The organism is Ruegeria sp. C10, from assembly GCF_056537805.1.
Window position 1 is genome coordinate 1,074,388 of record NZ_JBQFSC010000002.1, and the last position, 20,465, is coordinate 1,094,852.

25 protein-coding genes and 1 pseudogene are annotated in these 20,465 nt (G+C 55.7%); 15 read left to right on the forward strand and 11 right to left on the reverse strand.

From position 1 onward, the window contains the following. The first annotated feature begins 7 nt into the window (after positions 1 to 7). From thrS to ACR0DE_RS13720, 5 genes are all read left to right on the forward strand, one after another. The gene (thrS, locus tag ACR0DE_RS13700; protein ID WP_170421002.1) at positions 8 to 1,966 is read left to right on the forward strand and encodes a threonine--tRNA ligase; all 1,959 of its coding nucleotides are present in this window, start codon (positions 8 to 10) and stop codon (positions 1,964 to 1,966) included. Between the two features lie 221 nt (positions 1,967 to 2,187). Beyond that, positions 2,188 to 2,490 carry a BufA1 family periplasmic bufferin-type metallophore gene (locus ACR0DE_RS13705; RefSeq protein WP_010439128.1) on the forward strand — a complete coding sequence of 101 codons (303 nt, stop codon included), beginning with the start codon at positions 2,188 to 2,190 and terminating at the stop codon, positions 2,488 to 2,490. Positions 2,491 to 2,561: 71 nt separating this feature from the next. Continuing rightward, positions 2,562 to 3,419 (forward strand): MNIO family bufferin maturase, encoded by an 858-nt coding sequence (bufB, locus tag ACR0DE_RS13710; protein WP_480753738.1) that lies wholly within the window; start codon positions 2,562 to 2,564, stop codon positions 3,417 to 3,419. Further along, the gene (locus tag ACR0DE_RS13715) at positions 3,416 to 4,177 is read left to right on the forward strand and encodes an HvfC/BufC family peptide modification chaperone (RefSeq protein ID WP_480753740.1); all 762 of its coding nucleotides are present in this window, start codon (positions 3,416 to 3,418) and stop codon (positions 4,175 to 4,177) included. The genes bufB and ACR0DE_RS13715 overlap by 4 nt, the downstream gene beginning before the upstream one ends. Then, positions 4,174 to 4,692, forward strand: coding sequence for a DoxX family membrane protein (locus ACR0DE_RS13720; RefSeq protein WP_170404850.1), 519 nt, complete (start codon positions 4,174 to 4,176; stop codon positions 4,690 to 4,692). Before ACR0DE_RS13715 ends, ACR0DE_RS13720 begins: the two co-directional genes overlap by 4 nt. Position 4,693: 1 nt before the next feature. Here the strand turns inward: ACR0DE_RS13720 and ACR0DE_RS13725 are convergent, their stop codons facing one another. After that, positions 4,694 to 5,062: a hypothetical protein gene (locus tag ACR0DE_RS13725; RefSeq protein WP_170393641.1), complete on the reverse strand. Its 369-nt coding sequence runs from the start codon at positions 5,060 to 5,062 to the stop codon at positions 4,694 to 4,696. Positions 5,063 to 5,104: 42 nt separating this feature from the next. Beyond that, positions 5,105 to 5,422: an arsenate reductase family protein gene (locus ACR0DE_RS13730; protein WP_170422413.1), complete on the reverse strand. Its 318-nt coding sequence runs from the start codon at positions 5,420 to 5,422 to the stop codon at positions 5,105 to 5,107. Positions 5,423 to 5,636: 214 nt separating this feature from the next. On the opposite strand from ACR0DE_RS13730, the gene ACR0DE_RS13735 reads away from it, so the two are divergent. Further along, positions 5,637 to 5,843, forward strand: a complete 207-nt coding sequence (locus tag ACR0DE_RS13735; protein WP_008758035.1) for a cold-shock protein — start codon at positions 5,637 to 5,639, stop codon at positions 5,841 to 5,843. Between the two features lie 115 nt (positions 5,844 to 5,958). Here ACR0DE_RS13735 and thyX read toward each other — a convergent pair whose 3' ends face one another. Further along, positions 5,959 to 6,870 carry an FAD-dependent thymidylate synthase gene (gene thyX, locus ACR0DE_RS13740; protein WP_170801312.1) on the reverse strand — a complete coding sequence of 304 codons (912 nt, stop codon included), beginning with the start codon at positions 6,868 to 6,870 and terminating at the stop codon, positions 5,959 to 5,961. A gap of 177 nt (positions 6,871 to 7,047) precedes the next feature. Here thyX and ACR0DE_RS13745 point away from each other — a divergent pair, with 177 nt between their 5' ends. Genes ACR0DE_RS13745 through ACR0DE_RS13755 form a run of 3 tightly spaced genes read left to right on the forward strand, consistent with a single transcriptional unit; the run spans position 7,048 to position 8,944 of the window. Continuing rightward, positions 7,048 to 7,476, forward strand: a complete 429-nt coding sequence (locus tag ACR0DE_RS13745) for a VOC family protein (protein ID WP_170404844.1) — start codon at positions 7,048 to 7,050, stop codon at positions 7,474 to 7,476. Then, positions 7,473 to 8,177 (forward strand): DUF1194 domain-containing protein, encoded by a 705-nt coding sequence (locus ACR0DE_RS13750; protein ID WP_480753743.1) that lies wholly within the window; start codon positions 7,473 to 7,475, stop codon positions 8,175 to 8,177. Before ACR0DE_RS13745 ends, ACR0DE_RS13750 begins: the two co-directional genes overlap by 4 nt. Continuing rightward, a complete protein-coding gene (locus tag ACR0DE_RS13755; RefSeq protein ID WP_480753745.1) occupies positions 8,174 to 8,944 on the forward strand; it encodes a DUF1194 domain-containing protein in 771 nt (256 codons plus the stop codon). Before ACR0DE_RS13750 ends, ACR0DE_RS13755 begins: the two co-directional genes overlap by 4 nt. Here the strand turns inward: ACR0DE_RS13755 and ACR0DE_RS13760 are convergent. The 3 genes from ACR0DE_RS13760 to ACR0DE_RS13770 form a co-directional block, all read right to left on the reverse strand. Then, positions 8,891 to 9,388, reverse strand: coding sequence for a MarR family winged helix-turn-helix transcriptional regulator (locus ACR0DE_RS13760; RefSeq protein ID WP_170393651.1), 498 nt, complete (start codon positions 9,386 to 9,388; stop codon positions 8,891 to 8,893). The genes ACR0DE_RS13755 and ACR0DE_RS13760 overlap by 54 nt on opposite strands. A gap of 77 nt (positions 9,389 to 9,465) precedes the next feature. Next, positions 9,466 to 9,723, reverse strand: a complete 258-nt coding sequence (locus tag ACR0DE_RS13765) for a succinate dehydrogenase assembly factor 2 (RefSeq protein ID WP_480753749.1) — start codon at positions 9,721 to 9,723, stop codon at positions 9,466 to 9,468. Continuing rightward, positions 9,720 to 10,112, reverse strand: a complete 393-nt coding sequence (locus ACR0DE_RS13770) for a helix-turn-helix domain-containing protein (protein WP_170393655.1) — start codon at positions 10,110 to 10,112, stop codon at positions 9,720 to 9,722. Before ACR0DE_RS13770 ends, ACR0DE_RS13765 begins: the two co-directional genes overlap by 4 nt. 92 nt (positions 10,113 to 10,204) lie before the next feature. On the opposite strand from ACR0DE_RS13770, the gene ACR0DE_RS13775 reads away from it, so the two are divergent. Continuing rightward, positions 10,205 to 11,407: a pyridoxal phosphate-dependent aminotransferase gene (locus ACR0DE_RS13775; protein ID WP_480753751.1), complete on the forward strand. Its 1,203-nt coding sequence runs from the start codon at positions 10,205 to 10,207 to the stop codon at positions 11,405 to 11,407. A gap of 14 nt (positions 11,408 to 11,421) precedes the next feature. Then, positions 11,422 to 11,823 (forward strand): hypothetical protein, encoded by a 402-nt coding sequence (locus ACR0DE_RS13780; protein ID WP_170404825.1) that lies wholly within the window; start codon positions 11,422 to 11,424, stop codon positions 11,821 to 11,823. A 4-nt stretch (positions 11,824 to 11,827) separates the two neighbouring features. Here the strand turns inward: ACR0DE_RS13780 and ACR0DE_RS13785 are convergent, their stop codons facing one another. The 3 genes from ACR0DE_RS13785 to ACR0DE_RS13795 form a co-directional block, all read right to left on the reverse strand. After that, complete coding sequence (locus ACR0DE_RS13785) at positions 11,828 to 13,192, reverse strand: MATE family efflux transporter (RefSeq protein WP_480753753.1); 1,365 nt, start codon at positions 13,190 to 13,192, stop codon at positions 11,828 to 11,830. A 129-nt stretch (positions 13,193 to 13,321) separates the two neighbouring features. Beyond that, positions 13,322 to 14,251, reverse strand: a complete 930-nt coding sequence (gene ppk2 / locus ACR0DE_RS13790; RefSeq protein WP_170404818.1) for a polyphosphate kinase 2 — start codon at positions 14,249 to 14,251, stop codon at positions 13,322 to 13,324. Between the two features lie 169 nt (positions 14,252 to 14,420). After that, entirely contained in the window at positions 14,421 to 15,029 is a 609-nt protein-coding gene (locus ACR0DE_RS13795) for a peroxidase-related enzyme (RefSeq protein ID WP_170510752.1), read from the reverse strand. Positions 15,030 to 15,270: 241 nt separating this feature from the next. Between ACR0DE_RS13795 and ACR0DE_RS13800 the strand changes: the two genes are divergently transcribed. The 4 genes from ACR0DE_RS13800 (at position 15,271) to ACR0DE_RS13815 (ending at position 19,438) form a co-directional block, all read left to right on the forward strand. Beyond that, on the forward strand, positions 15,271 to 15,771 hold the full coding sequence (locus tag ACR0DE_RS13800) for an NYN domain-containing protein (RefSeq protein WP_480753755.1): 501 nt from the start codon (positions 15,271 to 15,273) through the stop codon (positions 15,769 to 15,771). Between the two features lie 137 nt (positions 15,772 to 15,908). Beyond that, the gene (gene parE / locus ACR0DE_RS13805) at positions 15,909 to 17,867 is read left to right on the forward strand and encodes a DNA topoisomerase IV subunit B (RefSeq protein WP_170420984.1); all 1,959 of its coding nucleotides are present in this window, start codon (positions 15,909 to 15,911) and stop codon (positions 17,865 to 17,867) included. A gap of 12 nt (positions 17,868 to 17,879) precedes the next feature. Further along, positions 17,880 to 18,899, forward strand: a complete 1,020-nt coding sequence (locus tag ACR0DE_RS13810; protein ID WP_480753759.1) for a GTP pyrophosphokinase — start codon at positions 17,880 to 17,882, stop codon at positions 18,897 to 18,899. Positions 18,900 to 19,156: 257 nt separating this feature from the next. After that, positions 19,157 to 19,438, forward strand: a complete 282-nt coding sequence (locus ACR0DE_RS13815) for a hypothetical protein (protein WP_480753761.1) — start codon at positions 19,157 to 19,159, stop codon at positions 19,436 to 19,438. A 59-nt stretch (positions 19,439 to 19,497) separates the two neighbouring features. On the opposite strand, the gene ACR0DE_RS13820 is transcribed toward ACR0DE_RS13815, so the two are convergent. Beyond that, positions 19,498 to 20,268, reverse strand: a complete 771-nt coding sequence (locus tag ACR0DE_RS13820) for an alpha/beta hydrolase (RefSeq protein WP_480753763.1) — start codon at positions 20,266 to 20,268, stop codon at positions 19,498 to 19,500. A 58-nt stretch (positions 20,269 to 20,326) separates the two neighbouring features. Then, positions 20,327 to 20,465, reverse strand: a pseudogene (locus ACR0DE_RS13825) (iron-containing alcohol dehydrogenase); the annotation flags it as partial.

Sequence of the window (20,465 nt, forward strand, 5' to 3'; positions counted from 1 at the left end):
AGCCGATATGGCCCTGGACTCACAGTCAGTCTCCCTTACCTTTCCCGATGGCAATTCCCGATCCTATGAAGCAGGCGTTACGCCCGCACAGGTCGCCGCCGACATCTCGACCTCGCTGGCGAAAAAAGCCATTTCTGCCACGGTGAATGGACAGCATTGGGACCTGCAATGGCCAATCGAAGCCGACGCGCAAATCGCTATTCACACCATGAAGGACGAGGCGCAAGCCAATGAGCTGATCCGACACGATCTGGCGCATGTCATGGCCCGCGCCGTGCAAGAGATTTGGCCCGCAACCAAGGTCACCATTGGTCCCGTCATCGAAAACGGCTGGTACTATGACTTTGACCGTGAGGAACCGTTTACGCCCGAAGATCTCGGCCTCATCGAGAAAAAGATGAAAGAGATCATCAACAAGCGTGACCCGGTGACCACCGAGGTCTGGGATCGCGATCGCGCAATCGAGTTCTACAAGGCCAATAATGAGCCCTATAAAGTTGAACTGATCGAATCCATCCCGGGTGACGAACCGCTGCGCATGTATTGGCACGGACACTGGCAGGATCTCTGCCGTGGCCCGCACTTGCAGCATACCGGTCAACTGCCGGGCGACGCGTTCAAGCTGATGTCAATCGCCGGGGCTTATTGGCGCGGCGACAGCGACCGCGCAATGCTACAGCGCATCTACGGCGTGGCCTTCACCGGCAAGGAAAAGCTCAAGGCTCATCTGCACATGTTGGAAGAAGCCGCCAAGCGCGACCACCGCAAGCTGGGTCGCGAGATGGATTTGTTCCACATGCAGGAAGAGGCCCCAGGGCAGATATTCTGGCACCCTAATGGCTGGACCATCTACACTCTTCTGCAAGATTACATGCGTCGGCAACAGCGCAAAGGTGGCTATGTTGAGGTCAACACCCCTCAGGTCGTCGACCGCAAGCTGTGGGTAGCTTCGGGTCATTGGGACAAATACCAAGAGAACATGTTCATCGTCGAAGTGGACGAGGAACATGCACGGGAAAAGGCGGTCAACGCCCTGAAACCGATGAACTGCCCCTGCCACGTGCAGATTTTCAATCAGGGTCTCAAATCCTACCGCGACCTTCCTCTGCGCATGGCCGAGTTCGGATCGTGTAACCGGTACGAACCTTCCGGCGCGCTGCACGGCATCATGCGCGTACGCGGCTTTACCCAGGATGATGGCCATATCTTCTGCACCGAAGACCAGATCGAATCTGAAACCGCTGAGTTCATTCGGTTCCTGTCCGGTATCTACAAAGACCTCGGGTTTGAGAACTTCTCGGTCAAATTCTCGGACCGGCCGGAAAAACGCTCAGGATCGGACGAAGTTTGGGACAAGGCTGAAGCCGCCCTGCTCAGCGCAACACGCGCGGCTGGGATCGAGCCGGAACTCAATCCGGGTGAAGGGGCATTCTACGGCCCGAAACTCGAGTTTGTTCTGACCGATGCGATCGGGCGGGATTGGCAATGCGGCACGCATCAGGTGGACTTTGTTCTGCCCGAGCGACTGGACGCCACGTATATCGGCGCTGATGGTGGCAAACACCGCCCAGTTATGTTGCACCGCGCGACCCTGGGCTCGTTTGAACGGTTCATCGGCATTCTGATCGAAGAACACGCGGGCAAGCTGCCGTTCTGGCTGGCCCCGCGCCAGGTCGTTGTGGCCTCGATCACCTCCGAGGCCGATGAGTATGTGGCCGAAGTGGTCAGCACCCTTCGCGCGGCAGGCATCCGCGCCGAGGCGGATATTCGCAACGAGAAGATCAACTATAAAGTCCGCGAACATTCGGTCGGCAAAGTGCCGATCATTCTGGCCGTTGGTCACCGTGAAGTCGAAGATCGCACGGTCAGTGTCCGTCGCCTTGGCGAAAAACAGACGCAGGTCCAATCGCTTGAGGCTGTAACAAATGAGTTGAGCGTGGCTGCAACGCCCCCCGATCTGCTGTAACATTCGGCAGCAAACCGCTAGAATTCCGGCCCGGTATTTTGGGCCGGATTGAAACAAATATCATTTTTCAATTCAAAAACAATTTGTTAACGTTCAAGGGTGCATGACGACCTTTGACGGGGTTGTGAGACACGGGCTCGTGAATTCAACTGCTGCCCCTGAACCATTACCTTGTCGTTGTCACAAGCAGACATACGCAGTCATTAACAAGGATTACCAAGATGTCGAACACTGCAAAAACACTGGTTATCGCAAGCGCAGTTGCTGCAGCCGTTTCCGGCGCGGCCACAACCGCAACAGCCCAGGCCAAAGAAAAGTGCTATGGCGTTTCTCTGGCTGGTCAGAACGACTGTGCAGCCGGCCCCGGCACAACTTGCGCGGGCACTTCGACCGTCGACTATCAGGGCAACGCATGGACCCTGGTTGACGCAGGCACCTGCGCCGACATCGAGCTGCCTAAAACAGCAGACGGTGCAGATCGCAAAGGCTCGCTTGAGCCGCTGGAGCGTGACCTGCCTGCATAAGGCTTTTCCGAATGAACCAGAAAGGGCGGGCAGGATCGCCCGCCCTTTCCACGTGATCAGGGGATTTGCAAATGTTGGACAATGCGCTCAGATCGAACCGGCTGCCTGCAGCACCGGGCGTTGGTTACAAACCACAGCATTTCTCGCAGATTCTTGAACAGGCCAAGCCTGTGGCGTGGTTGGAAATCCATGCCGAAAACTACATGGGCGACGGTGGCAGACCGCTGGCACAGCTGCGCCACCTGTCCGAACAATACCCCATTTCAGTGCATGGTGTCGGGCTGTCGATCGGCGGTGAAACGCCACTTGACCCAGATCACCTGGACCGCCTGAAGCATCTTGTCGGCTGGTTGAACCCGTCCAGCTTTTCGGAGCATTTGGCATGGTCAACCCATGACAGCCACTTCCTGAACGATCTACTTCCTCTGCCCTATACCGATGCCACTCTGGCCCGCGTTTGCGACCATATCGATCAGGTGCAAGAGGTGGTCGGGCGGCAAATGCTGTTAGAGAACCCCTCAAGCTATTTGGTTTTCGAGGAAAGCACATGGTCCGAACCTGATTTCTTGCGCGAAATCACCCGGCGCACCGGCTGCGGGCTGTTGCTGGACGTGAACAACGTCTTTGTTTCAGCCACCAATCTGGATTTCTCACCGCAGGGCTATATTGATGCCTACCCGTTGGACCAAGTAGGTGAGATTCACCTGGGCGGTCATGACGAAGACGAAGACGATCATGGGCATCCTTTACTGATCGACAGCCATGGGCGCGAGGTCGTTGATCCGGTCTGGTCCCTGCTGGACTACGTTCTGGACAAATCCGGCCCCAAACCCCTGTTGATTGAATGGGACACCGATGTGCCAGACTGGCCGGTGTTACGGGCCGAAGCCGAGCGCGCGCAAAAAGCGCTGGATCGCGTGCCCGCATGAGCGTGTCGCAAACGACATTCCACATGGCACTGCTAGATGCCAACAAGCCCATTCCCGATGGGTTGCTGGACGCCGAGGCGCAGCCGGCCGGTCGTCGCTTCAGCGTCTATCGCAACAACGTCGCCGTCTCACTGACCGAGGCGATGCGTCAGGCCTTCCCGGTCATCACAAAACTGTTGGGACCGCAGAATATGGACGGGCTGGCTGGAATATTCTTGCGCCAGCACCCGCCGTCCTCACCCCTGATGATGTATTATGGCGAGGAATTCCCTAAATTTCTGGAAGGAATGGAGCAGTTGTCGCATCTGGGCTACCTGCCAGATGTTGCCCGTCTGGAACTGGCGCTGCGTAGGGCTTACCACGCCGCTGATCGACAACCCATAGATGCCGAAGCGCTCAGCTTGCCACCGGAAGATTTGATGCAAGCCAAACTGACCCTCGCGCCGTCGGTGCAGGTGTTGCGTTCAAGCTGGCCCGCACATGCGATCTGGCTATTTAACACCGAAGAAGGCGCGCCGAAACCTGAGGCGGGCGCTCAGGATGTTTTGATCATGCGTCCCGAATACGACCCTGCCCCACACCCATTGCCACCCGGTGGTGCGGCATGGATCGCGCTGATTCAAGATGGCAAATCCATCGGTGAGGCATTTGAATCCACCATGGCCGAAACACCCGAATTTGATCTTGGAACCACTCTGGCACTGCTTTTGCAGGGCGGTGCAATAACTTCTGTGACTATCGAAAGGCTGGACACATGACTGCCCTGATCTCAACTTACAATAATGCGATGGAAAAAGCGGATCACGCGTCCGGTTGGCTGACACCAACCCTGGCTCGGGTGGTCTTTATCGCCGTGTTGTTCGTCTACTACTGGAACTCGGCCACGCTGAAAATCGACGGCTCGATCTTTTCGCCATCGGCCGGAGCCTTCGGCCAGATCTTTCCCAAAGCTGCAGAGGCGGTGCTGTATGATGTGACTCAGATGACCTTTTTCCAGCGGGTCGTCATCTTCTTTGGCACAGTGGCCGAATTTGTCCTGCCTGTGCTTTTGCTGGTCGGCCTGCTGACGCGCCTTGCCGCGCTTGGCATGATCGGATTTGTCTGGGTTCAAACACTGACCGATGTCACCGGACATGGCGTCAAACTAGGTAGCTTATTCGACAACGCAATTACGTTGATGGATCAGCGCGTGATGTGGACATTCCTGCTGCTGGTGATTGTGATCAACGGCGCGGGTCCGCTGTCTCTGGATCGGTTATTACGCCTGAAGTGACCTAGAAATGTGCCTTGGGCTCGTCCGGTTTTCCTGCGGCGAGCCCGAGCAACCCTGCTACGCCTGCAAAGGCAATCGGGAACATGGTAAAAACACCGAAGCCAAAGGCGTAGTACATCCCAGCGGCAGAAATCAGCAGCAAAATGCCTGCAATCAGAGCCCGCGAATGGGCCATCGCCCCGCCAACGATTGCCAACAAAGGCGCCACGATCGAAGCCGTCTGGATCAACTCGGGGTTCTCTACCTGCTCGGCAATGCCTTCGATCTCACCAAACTGGTCGATCAGTTCCACAAAGCCGTAGCCAAAAAAACCGACGATCATCCCGATCAGCCCGGCAATGACGCCTAAAATCATGGCAGCGTTTCGCATTCACAGGTCTCCGCTTGTTGCCCGTGTCACATAAGCAGTTCTTCAGGCAACACCAAGGGCCTGACGGGTTTCAGGCGTCCAGCCCAGATACATCTGACCATTGGATACTATCAATGGGCGTTTCATCAGGGTCGGATGATCAGCCAACAGCGCGAGCACCGGTCGATTGCGTGTGTCATCATCCAATCCCCGCCAGGTTGTTGATCGCGTATTGAGCAAGGCTTTGCCGAAAGTCTCGTACGCCTCGGACAGCACATTTTCGGGAACCCCTTGCGCGCGGACATCAACGAAAACCGCATCTGGAAGCAGTTTCAATGCCTTACGGCACGTATCGCAAGTTTTTAGCCCATATAGCTGCATCATCTAACTGATCCTGTAATCGCTGCAAATTTAGACAAACCCATCAGGCTGCCCCAGTTATTCTTGATTTTTTACTTCACCGTGTAATGTTGAAAAAGGCGAAACACGCGACCCGGGCTGTATCGTGAGGGCGAACAGTGACGTGTGGCGGTTTTGCCAGCCAAGGCCCCCACCAATTTGTGGGACAACTTGTAAGTAGAAGGAGACACGGGAAATGCCAACCGGCACCGTGAAATGGTTTAATACAACCAAAGGCTATGGTTTTATTGCGCCCGATGAAGGGGGCAAAGATGTGTTTGTTCATATCTCGGCCGTAGAACGATCCGGTCTGACCGGACTCGCTGACAATCAGAAAGTCTCGTACGAGTTGCAGGACGGACGTGACGGCCGCCAAATGGCTGCTGATTTGAAGCCGCTGTAAGGCACAGCCCGCCCCGGCGGGAAAGATAAAAGAAGGTTGACGGCCAATTTCAGGCCGTTAACCGCAAACCCTAGTGAACGCGCCCACCTTGGGACGTGCGCGGTTTTCTGTTGAATCAACCCTCTCGGATAACAGCCTCAAACTCACGCCATTCCCGTGCGGTCATGCCTGAGTTTTCCTGAGTGACATCTTCACCGCTGAGCATCCGACGCAAGCAGGTCACCATCTGCGCCGAGAGGTTGATTGCGCCAAGGCGGTAGTCCTCAAACGCGCGGTAGGCAAACGGTACCCAGTCGGCGACAATCTTGCACATGGTATCTGCGTAAACGCGGATTTCGTACTGCGCGTGCGGGTCGGCACGCAGACGCAAGAAGTGGAACAAGTTGTGCAAGTCCACCTTCCAATACCATTGCGTATAAATGTTGGCTGGAAGGTTCATCCGCGCCAGTTCACGCGCAAGCCCTTGCTGGCCGTCCTGACCGATCATCGCCTCGTAGTTGTCATAGCAGCGCGCACTGTCCGCTTTCAGTATCTCCAACACACGCGCGGCCTCTTCGCCTTGCAATGAGTCTCCACGGCCCTGATTGTTAACCTCGGATTGCGCGGCGACATGTTCGGGTGCCGGGATATAGAACTCTCGATCCAGTATCGAATACCGCGCCGAATATTCGTTCACATTCGCCGTGCGGTGGCGGATCCACTGGCGGGCTACGAATACGGGCAGTTTGACGTGCAACTTGATCTCGCACATTTCAAACGGGGTCGAATGCCAGTGGCGCATCAGATAGCGGATCAGGCCTTCATCATTTTGCACCGATTTGGTGCCTTTGCCGTAGGAAACACGCGCGGCCTGACAGATCGCTGCATCGTCGCCCATATAGTCGATAACGCGGACAAACCCGTGATCCAGAACCTGATGCGCCGTGTACAGATGATCTTCCATACCTTCGGCAACGACGCGGCGGGTCGGGCTCGACTGTGCGCGCTGAGCTTCGATCTCGGCCAGTTGGTCGGCAGACAGAGGCATGAAATTATCCTTTCCAGCAATGAGTCGCCGACCACTATATATCGGCAAGCTTGCCATCGGAACCGCGATATGTGCGGCGCATTGCGCTAAATCGGAATTGTGTCCGGCCAGCCCCTCGACATGGGATGAAGGCGCGCTAAGGTGCTTGGCATCACAACCAATGCAAGGAAAGTCGAGATGGGGCTGACATATCTCCACACCATGGTCCGCGTGAAGGATCTTGAGAAATCCATAGCGTTTTATGAACTATTGGGCCTGAAGGAAACGCGCCGTTATGAAAGCGAGGCTGCGCGGTTCACACTGGTATTCCTCGCCCCACCGGGACAAGAGGACGCACCCATTGAACTTACATACAACTGGGATGGCGACGACGCACTGCCAAGCGACAGCCGCCATTTCGGGCACCTCGCCTATGGCGTCGACAACATTTACGAGACCTGCCAGCATCTTCAGGACAATGGCGTCGTGATCAACCGCCCGCCGCGCGACGGGCGCATGGCATTCGTCCGCTCGCCTGACAATATCTCAGTTGAGTTGCTGCAAAATGGTGAAGCGCTGGCCCCGGCGGAGCCTTGGTCTAGCATGGAAAGCACCGGCCACTGGTGATCCGCTGGCTGGGAGCACTGGGGCTGGCTGTCACGGGCAGCCCCCTTTGGGCCGAGACCTGCCGCCTGGCGCTGGCGCTGGCCATGGACATCTCGACCTCGGTGGACGCGACCGAGGATGCGCTGCAACGACAGGGGCTGGCCAACGCATTGATTGCGCCCGAGGTGCAGGAGGCTTTCTTCCTTTCACCTCAACCGATTGCATTAGCCGTCTATGAATGGTCCGGCAGTTTCAACCAGACATTGCTTTTGGATTGGACAATAATCGATACGCAGGCCAATTTGATCTCCGCCGCGCATCGGATCGGGACATCGAAGCGATCGGAAGACGAGTTCCCGACTGCGATGGGTCACGCACTGGCTTTTGGGGCGACTCTGATGGAGAGCGCCCCGAATTGTCTGTTCCAGACCATCGATATCTCGGGCGATGGCAAGAACAACGATGGCTACGGGCCACAGATCGCTTACAAACACTTTCCGTTCGAAAACACGACCGTGAATGGTCTGGTGATCAATGCAGCTGATTTCGAAGGAGAAATCGACTTGATCCCGTTCTTTCAGAAAAATGTACTACACGGACCCGGTGCTTTTCTTGAGATCGCCGCCGGGTTCGAAGATTTTGAGCGTGCCATGCGTCGCAAACTGGAACGGGAATTGAAAGGATTGGAACTTAGTGCGTTGCAACCGGATAATGCGAAATGATCCGCCTGTGTGCGACACTTCTTTGCCTGCTGGCCAACCCGCTTTCAGCGCAATGTCGACAGGCTTTGGCGTTGGGAATGGATGTCTCTGGTTCGGTCGACAGTCGTGAGTACAGGTTGCAACTTAGTGGCCTTGCGGCGGCGTTGCGCCATCCCGAGGTGGTTCAACTGATCCTTTCAAACCCGTCTACCTTTATACGGATCGCTATCTATGAATGGAGCGAACCTGGCCACCAACGCCTCTTGCTTGGTTGGACAGATGTTCGCTCGACTGCTGATCTGCGTCGAATTCAGCAACATTTAGAAAGCACAACACGCTCATCAGCGCCGCAGGGAACGGCGGTCGGGTCGGCCATGTTGTACGGTGCTGAGATGTTGGAGAGCCAAAGCGATTGCTGGCGGCGAACACTGGATCTGTCCGGTGATGGCAAACACAATCTCGGACATCACCCACGGGATATAAAAGCCGCTCTGCAAAACACTGATATTACAATCAATGCCCTTGTAATCGGTATCGACGACCCCAATCCAGGAGACACTCGCCAGGTAGAGATTGGGGAGCTATCTGCTTATTACCACGCGTGGGTCATCCGAGGCCCCGATGCTTTCGTCGAAGTCGCCCTTGGCTTCGAAGCCTATGAAGATGCGATGACACGTAAACTGATCCGTGAGCTTGAGGGTCTGTCGCTCTCCCAAACTCAGCCATCAAAGCTATCAGTAGATATACCGAATCTGATCGGTCCAATATCGTTCGACACGACGCAGTGAACCGGTAATCTCTTCAATCCCATCGGTCCCGATCACGCCGCGGTTTTGCAGCCCTTCTGCATGGCGGGCGAACAGGTCTGACACGATATCGCGAATCTCACGCCCACGCGGCGTCAGGCGTACCCGTACCGAGCGGCGGTCAATCTCGCATCGTTGATGGTGCATATAGCCCATCTCGACCAGTTTCTTAAGATTGTAGCTGACATTGCTGCCTTGATAGTAACCACGGCTCTTCAACTCTCCGGCGGTTACTTCATGGTCGCCTATGTTGAACAACAGCAGGGCCTGCACCGCGTTGATCTCAAGTACGCCGACACGCTCGAATTCATCCTTGATGACGTCCAGAAGCAAGCGATGCAGACGCTCGACCAGCGCCAACGCCTCAAGATAGCTCGTCATGAACCCCTTGGTCCCGGGCGCGGTGACCTGTAACTCCATACTCATTCAATCCTCCGATTCATCGCGCTGTTTCTGAAAACATGACGCGAATTCCCGAAAAATCGGTTAAGCCTGATGATTGCTTATTTTTGAAAGGTTTGCGCGATATCCGCGATCAATTCGGCCAGCGGTTCCGGCGGGCTGGCCTGACCAGTGACCCATTGATAAAGGTCCTGGTCATTTTCATGCAACAAGGAATCGTATGTGTCCAATCCCGCCTCGTCCATCGAAGACAGATTGCGATCGGCATATGCCGTCAGGATCAAATCCATCTCTTTGATGCCCCGCCGCATCGAGCGCATTTTCATGCGCTTGATCCGGGTCTCACGCGGCTCGGTCATTGATTGCGTTCCAATTTCAAACGTAGCGCTTTTTCGACGCGGGCCAGCCGCTCGGAGTTGGCTCGCATCTCACCTCGGATCGTGCGGAGCTCTGCAACAAGATCGCGCAATTCCGAGTCCGTATCGCCATGCAGGCTTGTTTCGTCCATGCCGTCGCCCTCGCCCGTCAGAAGCCACATGATCGAGACATTCAGTAGCCCCGCCATCATCGACAGCTTGTTCGCGCGGGGTTCGGACAAATCATCTTCCCACGAAGTGATCGTGGCTTTTTTGACACCAAGCCTGCGGGCCAATTGGGTCTGCGTCATGCCTGCGGCTTCGCGTGCGCCAGCAACGCGATCCCCGAAGGTTGCGGTGTCCGGTCCGAACCAGTCTGTTTCGTCGTTCATCGGGGTCTCCAAAGGGTAAAACTCAATTGGCTTGATCGTTATTTCGGCGCACCCTATGACAGTCGGGCTGAACATACAAACCGAGGCCGACCATGAGTTTCCTGTCTGCGACACTGTCACGCGTAAAACCCTCGCCCACCATCGCGATGACGTCCAAAGCAGCCGAGCTGAAGGCCGCCGGGCGCGATGTGATCGGGCTGAGCGCAGGCGAGCCCGATTTCGACACGCCGCAGAACATCAAGGACGCCGCCGTGGCCGCCATCGCTGCGGGCAAGACCAAATACACTGCTCCGGACGGCATCCCCGAGCTGAAACAGGCGGTTTGCGCCAAGATGAAGCGTGACCACGGATTGGACTATACGCCCGCTCAGGTCTCGGTCGGGACCGGGGGTAAGCAGACGCTTTACAACGCGCTGATGGCTACGCTGAACGAGGGCGATGAGGTCCTCATCCCCGCGCCCTATTGGGTCAGCTACCCGGACATGGTGTTGCTGGCCGGTGGCACACCCGTGATCGTCGAAACTTCGCTGCAGACCAATTTCAAACTGACAGCGGATCAACTGGAAGCCGCGATCACACCTAAAACGAAATGGTTCATCTTCAACTCACCCTCGAATCCCACCGGAGCGGGCTATAGCTGGGCTGAACTGAAAGAACTGACAGATGTCCTGATGCGGCATCCGCATGTTTGGGTGATGACCGATGATATGTATGAGCACCTGGCCTATGACGGGTTCGAGTTCTGCACGCCCGCACAGGTGGAACCGAGACTTTATGATCGGACGCTGACCTGCAATGGCGTCTCCAAAGCCTATGCCATGACCGGTTGGCGTATTGGCTATGCGGCAGGCCCGGTCGAGTTGATCGCCGCGATGCGCAAGGTGCAATCTCAATCAACTTCGAATCCCAGTTCGGTCAGCCAATGGGCAGCAGTCGAGGCTCTGAATGGAACTCAAGCATTCCTTGCGCCGAATAATGAGATCTTCAAACGCCGTCGCGATCTGGTCGTCGACATGCTCAGCCAAATCGACGGTATCTCGTGCCCGACACCCGAAGGCGCGTTCTACGTCTATCCATCAATTGCAGGCTTGATCGGGAAAACCACACCCGCGGGCACCGTGATAGATTCGGACGAAACCTTCGCAATCGCCCTGCTGGAAGAGGCCGACGTGGCGGTTGTGTTTGGCGCAGCTTTTGGTCTGTCCCCCAATTTCCGCGTCAGCTATGCGACCTCTGATGAAGCCCTGGCTGAAGCCTGCACACGCATCCAACGTTTTTGCGCCGAGCTCACCTGATACCGGAGTTTGTTATGTCCACAGCCCTGCCTGAATACTATTTCCGCGTGCGCGAAAATGGGGCAGCGGTGTTCAGGATCGACACGGAAAATCGCCATCGCCGGATCGAGATGGAACAGATCGCGGTCATCAACATCCGCAATGGCGAGGTCAAACCGCAGGGCCAGCGTGTACTAAGCGACGCCGACAACGATGAAATCGCGCGCTGGATGGAAGAGCGCAAAGCCCTGCTATCCCGCCGCGATATGGATGATATTCACCGTGCGGTTGACTACCTGAATCTGACCACGCAATGGGCTCAGTCTAAAGCAACGGATGCGCAATTAGAGGACGTGACCGACCCATTGCTAATGGCAATGCACGACTTGCGGTCGGTACTTGTTCGAAAGAAATCCGACCGGATGAGCAAAGAATGATCCCCTAGGCGGGAACTTCTCCTACATCGCGCACCGACCTTAGCCAGAAGCGCGCCATCAACAATACGGCAGCACAAGCGAGGCCGATCACGAGGCCAAGCCAGACTCCGATCCCCTCCATACCTCGAACAAAGCCGAAATAGTACGAAGCGGGGATACCGATCACCCAATAGCTGAGTGCGGCCATCACCATCGGTATTTTTGCATCCTGCAAACCTCGCAACAGGCCTAGTGCGATGACCTGCGCCCCATCGACCAGCTGGAACAACGCAGCCATCGCCAGCAGGCCAGTGCCGATTAGCAGGATCTGTGGCCGCTGCGGATCATCGGCCTCCATAAACAGCGAGATCAGGGGCTCAGCGCATGTCAGGAACAGAACAATTGTCAAGACCGACACGATCAACGACATCCCGGTCACCGTAATCGCGCCTTTCTCAAGATGCGCCCGATCCCGTCGACCCAACGCGTTGCCCGCCCGAATAGTCGCCACATTAGACAGGCCCAAATGAACCATGAACGTCGCCGAGGCGAGGTTTAACGCAATCCCGTGAGCTGCCAGCGGCACTGGACCCAACCAGCCCATCATGACAGCAGAGATCGCGAACAACGACACCTCCGCCAGTGTCGTCAGACCGATGGGAACGCCCAAACGCAGCACGCTCATGAACATCTCCCAATCCGGGCGCCAAAACCGCTGAAACAAGCTGTGTTCCGGCAACGCACGCACCGCATAGATCACGACCGCCACCAATGATACGATCTGCGTCACCACTGACGCGATAGCCGCACCAATCACCCCAAGTTCGGGCGCGCCCCAGTTTCCGAAGATCAGCGCATAGTTGGTCACGCCATTGACCACAGCTGCAACAATCGTGATCCACAGCACAATCTGCGTCCGCTCAAGCGCGGCCAAATAGGACTTCAGGACCATCACCAACAGCGCCGGGAACAAGCCCCACCCTGAGACCCGCAGGTATACTGACGCAGTTTCAGCAACTTGCGGCTCTTGCTTCAAAGCAATCAGGATCGGATGGGACCACCACAAAAGGGGCATCATCACCGTCGCATAGATCAGAGATAGCCACAGACCCATGCGAGTGGAGCGGCGAATGCTGGTCTCATTTTCCTCGGCGGCAGCGGTCGCCACCATCGGCATTACAGCCCACCCAAACCCGGCACCAAACAGGAACAGGACGAAGTAATAGCTGTTGGCCAGCGTCACGGCAGCCAACGCCTCGACCCCGTACCAGCCTAGCATGACGGTATCGGTCAAACCAATCGCATACTGTGCCAGATGCCCGCCAATCAATGGCAGGCCCAGCACCGCGATTGCGCGCAAATGGCCGGGATATGTCATCACCTTGTTCATTCCGCCAGCCTTAGGCTTGCGCGCTGCCCGAGACAAGAGCGGAACAAACTTATTTCATAATGAGACTAACGAGAACAAAGCGACGCTCGCCATCACCTTTGGTGCAACGGCTTTACAGTTTATCGATTTTCAGCCGATCTTCGCGTCAGGATGCAGCGCTGTCCCCAGAATATGGTCCGAGTTATGAATTACGTGATGCGCCTGCCCAACTATCAACGGATCAGGCTCACCAACGATCCTCAGGTCTTTGTCCGGGTAGTCCAGCGTCGACAGGAAATGCCGCATGCAGTTCAGACGCGCGCGTTTCTTATCGTTGGATTTGACAATCGTCCAGGGCGCATCAGCGGTGTCGGTATAGAAGAACATCGCCTCTTTCGCCTCGGTATAATCATCCCATTTGCTCAGGCTAGCCTTGTCAATCGGTGACAGTTTCCATTGCTTCAACGGATCAGTTTCACGACTCCCAAAGCGCCGCTGCTGCTCTTCCTGCGTGACCGAGAACCAGTACTTATAAAGTTGAATGCCCGAGCGCACCAGCATCCGCTCCAACTCGGGCGTCTGCCGCATGAATTCCAGATACTCATTGGGTGAGCAGAAGCCCATCACCCGCTCGACGCCCGCACGGTTGTACCAGGACCGATCATAAAACACCATCTCGCCCACGGTGGGCAGCTGCTGCACATAACGCTGGTAATACCACTGCCCCTTTTCCTCATCCGTCGGCTTGTTCAATGCGACCACACGCGCCTGACGCGGGTTCAGATGCTCCATGAACCGCTTGATGGTCCCACCCTTGCCGGCGGCGTCGCGGCCCTCGAACAACAGCACAAACCGCTGCCCGGTCTCCTGCGCCCACAATTGAACCTTCAGCAACTCTGCCTGCAGCTCGGCCTTTTGCGCCTCGTAATCCTTGCGTGCCATCTTGCGGCCATAGGGGTACTTGCCGCTCTCAAAAGCTTGCCGGATTTTCTCGGATGTTGGTGCCGAGGCATCCGCCTTCAGGTCAGTTACAGCTTTGATCTGAGATGATTTTTGTTTGATCTGGGGTGCCGCATCCATACATGTTCTCCTCGGTTTCACTGTCGAGGAGATGCTTAGCCGATTGTCACACGGCGCGCTTTGATTGGTGTCAAATTGACATAGGTTTTATCGGGGCGTCAAAGAACAAGCCTATGCCCGTTCTTTACATGATCCCAAAATACATAGGGGGGAGCGGCCAGCCCCGCACTTACCGATGTCCCCAATCATCAGGATTGTCCGAGTTGTTCGGCGACAAGCCCAAAACGTCTCCGTCAGTCGAACACCCCAAACCCAAAACGGTTCTGTTCGCATAGGAGAAATAAGAACACACCTGATTGATCTCCAGAATCTCGCCATCTTCCCACCCCGCCTCTCGCAGAGCGATCACGTCCGCCTCGGTCAGATCACCGGGTGCCTCGGTCAGCTTGCGCGCATATCTCATCGCTTCGACCTGTGCCGCGTCCAGCGGGGCCGAGGCCGGATCACGCGCCTCAATCGCCGCACGGATCGCATTGCCGCGCACCTCATCCTGCAGCAACCGCTGCAATCCGGAAAAGTGATGTTCTACGCAATACCCGCACCGGTTCAGAGAGCTGACCCACACGCCCAACACTTCAAGAAACCATTTTGGCACCTTGTTGGCCGAATGGTGCAACACGTTCTTGTAGACTGCCATATGGGCTTCCATCGAATGCGGCCGCAGGCTGTGCGCCATCATGATGTTGTCTACATTGTTGTCCGGCCCGGTGACCCGGTCATAAAGCTTCCTCAGCTTTCCCGTAGCCTCTTCGAATGGAATGGTTCTGATCCAACTCAATTCTTCTGCTCCCCTAATTTCTGCTTCCGGAACAAAGCCTAAACGGGATTTCGAAACATGACGAGACCTTGGAAAGCTCGCGGTTTGATAACAATCTGTTTTGCATAACTGATATATGCTGGGCAGCTACCCTTACTGTCTGCTACGTCCCTATTGAAACAACTTTCTGACCAAAGACTTTTCAACTGTGCGCCCACTCATCTGTATTTTTGCCCTGTCTTGTTTTGGCTCTGCTATAGCTATGTTCAATCCAGCGTTCTCAGATTGGTTATTGCTGACAGGACCGTGCGCATTGGCAAGTTTGCTACTGCTGTTCGGAAAAAGGCTACGCCGGCTCAAAACTTCGAAAAACTGGGCTGTCGTCGATGGATCAAATGTTTTGCACTGGAAAGGCGGTGTTCCTAATATCGCCACAGTGCGCGAGGTTGTCGACGAGTTGAAGACAAAGGGGCGGACACCGGGCGTCGTCTTTGATGCCAATGTAGGATACAAAATCTCAGATCGCTATATTAACGACAGTTCCCTTGCGGCTTTGCTTGGGTTGCCATGCAGCCACGTGATGGTTGCGCCGAAGGGTACTCCTGCCGACCCGCTGGTCCTTCAGGTAGCGCGGGATCTCGGCGCTGCTATCGTCACAAATGACCGGTTCCGTGATTGGGATGACGAATATTCGGATGTGCTTGAGAAAAGTTCTCTTGTTCGAGGTGGCTTTAAAGACAAAACTCTCTGGCTGTCATTGTAAACGCGCTGCAATACAGCGCTGAATATCGCTCCGGTTCCGTTGGCCCCGACAAACCGGATACAACACCTCGCGTCCCTCTTCCCCCGGACCACATCACCTGCCATAATGGGGGAAACTCAAAAACAAGAGCAGCACCCATGCCCGACGATCTGTTGACGCCAGAAGCGACCTCCACCTATGACGCCTCGTCCATCGAGGTGCTCGAAGGGCTGGAACCGGTGCGCAAACGCCCCGGCATGTATATCGGCGGCACCGATGAACGGGCGCTGCACCACATGGTGGCCGAAATCCTAGACAACTCGATGGACGAAGCGGTCGCAGGCCATGCCAACCGGATCGAGGTGGAACTGCACGCAGATTACGCTCTGACCGTGCGCGACAACGGGCGCGGTATTCCGATCGATCCGCACCCCAAGTTTCCCGACAAGTCGGCACTGGAGGTGATCCTGTGTACCCTGCACGCAGGCGGTAAATTCTCGGGCAAGGCGTATCAGACTTCGGGCGGTCTGCACGGTGTGGGTGCATCGGTGGTGAATGCCTTGTCGGATTCGATGGTCGTGCAGGTGGCACGCGACAAGCAGCTATTCGAACAACGCTTCTCGCGCGGTATCCCTCTAGGACCGGTGGAAAAAGTAGGCGCAGCGCCCAACCGGCGCGGTACAACCGTCACGTTCCACGCCGACGCGGACATCTTCGGCCACCACAAATTCAAACCCGCGCGCCTATTCAAATCCATCCGTTCAAAGGCCTACCTGTTCTCGGGCGTCGAAATCCGCTGGAAATCTGCCATCGACGACGGCGAAACCCCGACCGAGGCCACCTTCCACTTCCCCGGCGGCCTGTCGGACTATCTGAAGGAGACGATGAACGGCTCGTCGACCTATGCCGAGCAGCCCTTTGCCGGCACCGTGGACTTTAACGAGAAGTTCGGCACCCCCGGCAAAGTCGAATGGGCGATCAATTGGACACCTTCGCGCGACGGGTTCATCCAGTCCTACTGTAACACCGTCCCAACCCCCGAAGGCGGCACACATGTCGCCGGTTTCTGGGCTGCGGTCCTCAAGGGGATCAAGGCCTATGGCGAGCTGATCAATAACAAGAAAGCAGGTCAGATCACCCGTGACGACCTGATCACCGGCGGCTGCGCGCTGGTGTCCTGCTTTATCTCGGAACCGGAATTCGTCGGCCAAACCAAAGACCGCCTCGCCACGGTCGAGGCGCAGCGGCTGGTCGAAAACTCCGTCCGCGACCATTTCGACAACTGGCTGGCGGCTGACACGAAATCCGCCGGGGCGATCCTCGACTTCCTCATCCTGAGGGCCGAAGAACGCCTGCGCCGACGGGCCGAGAAGGAAACACAACGCAAGTCCGCCACTAAGAAACTTCGTCTCCCCGGCAAGTTGGTGGACTGTTCTAGTTCAACACGCGACGGCACGGAATTATTCATCGTCGAGGGCGACTCGGCGGGCGGTTCCGCCAAAATGGGTCGCGACCGCAAAACGCAGGCCCTGCTGCCCCTGCGCGGCAAGATCCTGAACGTGTTGGGCGCGGCCAGTTCGAAACTGGGCACCAATGCCGAAATCAACGACCTGACGCAGGCGCTGGGCGTGGGGCTTGGCACCAAGTTCAACGTCGACGACCTGCGTTATGACAAGATCATCATCATGACCGACGCGGATGTGGACGGGGCGCATATCGCCTCGCTGCTGATGACGTTCTTCTTCACCCAGATGCGGCCGATGATCGACGCGGGCCACCTCTACCTCGCCTGCCCTCCCCTCTATCGCCTGACCCAAGGCGCCAAGCGCGTCTATTGTCTGGACGAGGCGGAACGTGACGAGTGGCTGGAAAAAGGTCTGGGCGGCAAAGGCAAGATTGACGTATCCCGCTTCAAGGGTCTGGGCGAAATGGACGCCAAGGACCTGAAAGAGACCACGATGGACCCGGCCTCGCGCAAACTGATCCGCGTCACCATAGACGAGGATGAACCCGGCGAGACCGGCGATCTGGTCGAGCGCCTGATGGGCAAAAAACCCGAACTGCGGTTCCAATACATTCAGGAGAACGCGCGGTTTGTGGAGGAGTTGGATGTTTAAAGGAAAATTGTTTTGAACAGCGAAAAGTTCGCAAATGAATATAATTTTCGAAAGCCTAACTATCAAAAACTGAAATCAGCGCTAGACCACATTATTCTAGGCAAGCTTTATGAAGAAGGCGTAACTTCTTTCGACTGCGCTTCTCGAATAAAGGAAGTGGGCAGCGCAAAGAAGAAGTTTGAAAGCAAGGGATACCAGGACCCATTTCAAGAGATGACCGATTTGGTCGGTTATCGCATCGTGGTTTATCTTGAGTCTGAGATTGAAACCGTAGACAGGATAATACGCGAATGTTTTGACATTGACGAAGATAACAGTGTCAACAAGCTCACACCAACCGACTTGAAGGTAGTCGGCTACAGATCATTGCATATTGTCGGAAGGTTGGGTGTTCACAGAGAGCAACTCAATGAGTACTCAGGCATATGTGATTTGCCGTTTGAGATTCAGATTAGGACAATTCTCCAACATACTTGGGCAGAAATTGAACATAAGCAGCGATACAAGGCTGATCATTCATTGCCACCAAGGCTACAGCGTCGTTTGAATATCCTCGCGGGAACCCTTGAGCTTTTGGACCAAGAGTTGTCAGAAATCTCAGACGCTGCCAGGCTCTATAACAATAGAGTGCGAGCAGGGCATAGGAAAACTGACGAAGACGCGTTGACTGCTTCGTCAATCGTTGCCGTTTGCGAGAAATTCCTGGAAAACTCCGAATCTAAATTGATCGATATGGAATCAGCAGATTTTGATGACTTAATTTCAGAACTGGAAGAAGTTGGCATTAATAGGGTATCGGAACTAAGGTCAGCACTGTCAAAACCTGACGCAAAAATATTTCCCAACTCCGATAATCCAGTGTTTCTTCCGGCGTTACTGAGAACTGCGATGATGGCAAAAGACAGCAAGTTGTTTTACGAAAGAGTAGCAAAGTTAAAAAATATGAGGGTACCCAAGACCTTCTTGAAATACTTGACTGACCTAGGAATAGAAAACATAAATTACATAGAAAGCCAGCAGGAAAAATACTAACCAACACGGGATGGTTTTCTAACATTTTCCGATGGGGGAAGTCAGATGCCTGATAGCACTCATCGTATTTACTATAGCATTTGCATCTTGTTGGTTGTATGTTGCGCAGCACCTTCGCAAGCGGCCCTCACACCCTTGCCTAACCCGTTGATCCCGTTCACACTTACCCTCAATCCGTCACAAAAGAACGGCATTTGAGGTTCAGAGCGTCCAAGACATAAATTGACAACCACCACATTTCCGAACGGGAGGACGACATGAAAAAACTAACCCTAGGGCTGGCCCTGACCCTGCTGGCCTCGGCAGCCCCTGCGCAGCAGATGCTCAGCACTGCATCGCCCATTCCGGACGGGGCCGAGACGCGGTTTTGCTACTATGACGGCATGGCCTATTCGCCAGACGCCTTCATCCTGCTGACCGGAGACAATACCGTCACCTCAACCATCAGTACGCGCGAGGAACGCTTGCTGCGGTGTCATCGCAATGACGATGGCTCTCTGGTCTGGAAACCGCAGAGCACGTTTCAAACCAACAACTGACGTAGGATGGGTTTCCAACCCATCAATGCGGAGCGGGGACGATGGGGTGAAACCCCATCTTACCCAACATTCCGATCCAACCAGTCGGCAATCTGTTCGGCTGGACCTTCCCAGCCCGGCTCCATGAACAGAAAATGCGCGTGGTTGTCGACGGGCAGGAAAGTCGCACGGTCTCCGTAAAGCTTCGCCAGAGCGCGGCAGGTGTTGGGGTTCACGGCCCGGTCCTCGGTGCCTGAAACGATCAGCACCGGGCAGTCGACCTTGTCGATCTCCACCTTCATCGCGTGGTGGTCGTCGAACATCCAGAAGAACATCTCGAACATCACCCGCCCGCTTTCGGGGCCGAGCTGGTCATACACCTCATGCTGCTGCGCCTCGGGCATCTTGTTAAGCGCAAAGGGGGCCATCAGGTCGAAATCGACCCGCATGGGCTGTTTCCAGAACGCCCCACCCTCCATCAACGCGCGCGGCACAGCGCGTTCGTCGTCGGTTTCCGGCAATGTGCCCCAAGCCGCGTTTGGGTTGATCAGGACAATTGCGCTGGCCAACCCCCGAGACGCCACCTTCTGCGCCACTACCCCCGCAATGGCATGGCCCAGTAGAACAGGTTTGCTCTCCAACCCCTGCACGAAGTCTGCAATGTCATTGGCGTAATCTAGGACGCTTGTGTCGGTGAGGCCGGGATCGGGATCTGCCTTGGGGTCGCCACCATGATAGCGTAGCGCGGGCGTATGCACCGTCCAGCCACGTGCACGAAAGAAGCCCGCATAATCCTCCATACACCACGGTCCGGCAAAAGCACCGTGGATCAGAACAATCTCTTTTGTCATGAAAATCTCCCTCACCTCCGACCAGTATGAGAGGTGAGGGATCGGTTCGGCAAGCCTGTTAGTGTGCTGCGTTGAAGAGCGTTGTCAGGTTTTCTTCGGTCAATTCGATCGGATTCCCTCCGCATGAGGGGTCGATGATTGCGCCTTGGACCAGTTCGGGGATGGCGGCTTTGGTGACGCCGAGGTCGGAGAGTTTG

Excerpts from the sequence above, each read along its gene's own strand:
- ACR0DE_RS13715 (WP_480753740.1), top strand. The coding sequence starts at position 3,416 with ATGAGCGTGTCGCAAACGACATTCCACATGGCACTGCTAGATGCCAAC.
- ACR0DE_RS13735 (WP_008758035.1), top strand. The coding sequence starts at position 5,637 with ATGCCAACCGGCACCGTGAAATGGTTTAATACAACCAAAGGCTATGGT.
- ppk2 (WP_170404818.1), bottom strand. The coding sequence starts at position 14,251 with ATGGATGCGGCACCCCAGATCAAACAAAAATCATCTCAGATCAAAGCT.
- ACR0DE_RS13745 (WP_170404844.1), top strand. The coding sequence starts at position 7,048 with ATGGGGCTGACATATCTCCACACCATGGTCCGCGTGAAGGATCTTGAG.
- bufB (WP_480753738.1), top strand. The coding sequence starts at position 2,562 with ATGTTGGACAATGCGCTCAGATCGAACCGGCTGCCTGCAGCACCGGGC.
- ACR0DE_RS13820 (WP_480753763.1), bottom strand. The coding sequence starts at position 20,268 with ATGACAAAAGAGATTGTTCTGATCCACGGTGCTTTTGCCGGACCGTGG.
- ACR0DE_RS13800 (WP_480753755.1), top strand. The coding sequence starts at position 15,271 with ATGTTCAATCCAGCGTTCTCAGATTGGTTATTGCTGACAGGACCGTGC.
- ACR0DE_RS13725 (WP_170393641.1), bottom strand. The coding sequence starts at position 5,062 with ATGCGAAACGCTGCCATGATTTTAGGCGTCATTGCCGGGCTGATCGGG.
- ACR0DE_RS13760 (WP_170393651.1), bottom strand. The coding sequence starts at position 9,388 with ATGAGTATGGAGTTACAGGTCACCGCGCCCGGGACCAAGGGGTTCATG.
- ACR0DE_RS13720 (WP_170404850.1), top strand. The coding sequence starts at position 4,174 with ATGACTGCCCTGATCTCAACTTACAATAATGCGATGGAAAAAGCGGAT.
- ACR0DE_RS13815 (WP_480753761.1), top strand. The coding sequence starts at position 19,157 with ATGAAAAAACTAACCCTAGGGCTGGCCCTGACCCTGCTGGCCTCGGCA.
- ACR0DE_RS13775 (WP_480753751.1), top strand. The coding sequence starts at position 10,205 with ATGAGTTTCCTGTCTGCGACACTGTCACGCGTAAAACCCTCGCCCACC.
- thyX (WP_170801312.1), bottom strand. The coding sequence starts at position 6,870 with ATGCCTCTGTCTGCCGACCAACTGGCCGAGATCGAAGCTCAGCGCGCA.
- ACR0DE_RS13705 (WP_010439128.1), top strand. The coding sequence starts at position 2,188 with ATGTCGAACACTGCAAAAACACTGGTTATCGCAAGCGCAGTTGCTGCA.
- ACR0DE_RS13730 (WP_170422413.1), bottom strand. The coding sequence starts at position 5,422 with ATGCAGCTATATGGGCTAAAAACTTGCGATACGTGCCGTAAGGCATTG.
- ACR0DE_RS13770 (WP_170393655.1), bottom strand. The coding sequence starts at position 10,112 with ATGAACGACGAAACAGACTGGTTCGGACCGGACACCGCAACCTTCGGG.
- ACR0DE_RS13755 (WP_480753745.1), top strand. The coding sequence starts at position 8,174 with ATGATCCGCCTGTGTGCGACACTTCTTTGCCTGCTGGCCAACCCGCTT.
- parE (WP_170420984.1), top strand. The coding sequence starts at position 15,909 with ATGCCCGACGATCTGTTGACGCCAGAAGCGACCTCCACCTATGACGCC.
- thrS (WP_170421002.1), top strand. The coding sequence starts at position 8 with ATGGCCCTGGACTCACAGTCAGTCTCCCTTACCTTTCCCGATGGCAAT.
- ACR0DE_RS13780 (WP_170404825.1), top strand. The coding sequence starts at position 11,422 with ATGTCCACAGCCCTGCCTGAATACTATTTCCGCGTGCGCGAAAATGGG.
- ACR0DE_RS13765 (WP_480753749.1), bottom strand. The coding sequence starts at position 9,723 with ATGACCGAGCCGCGTGAGACCCGGATCAAGCGCATGAAAATGCGCTCG.
- ACR0DE_RS13785 (WP_480753753.1), bottom strand. The coding sequence starts at position 13,192 with ATGAACAAGGTGATGACATATCCCGGCCATTTGCGCGCAATCGCGGTG.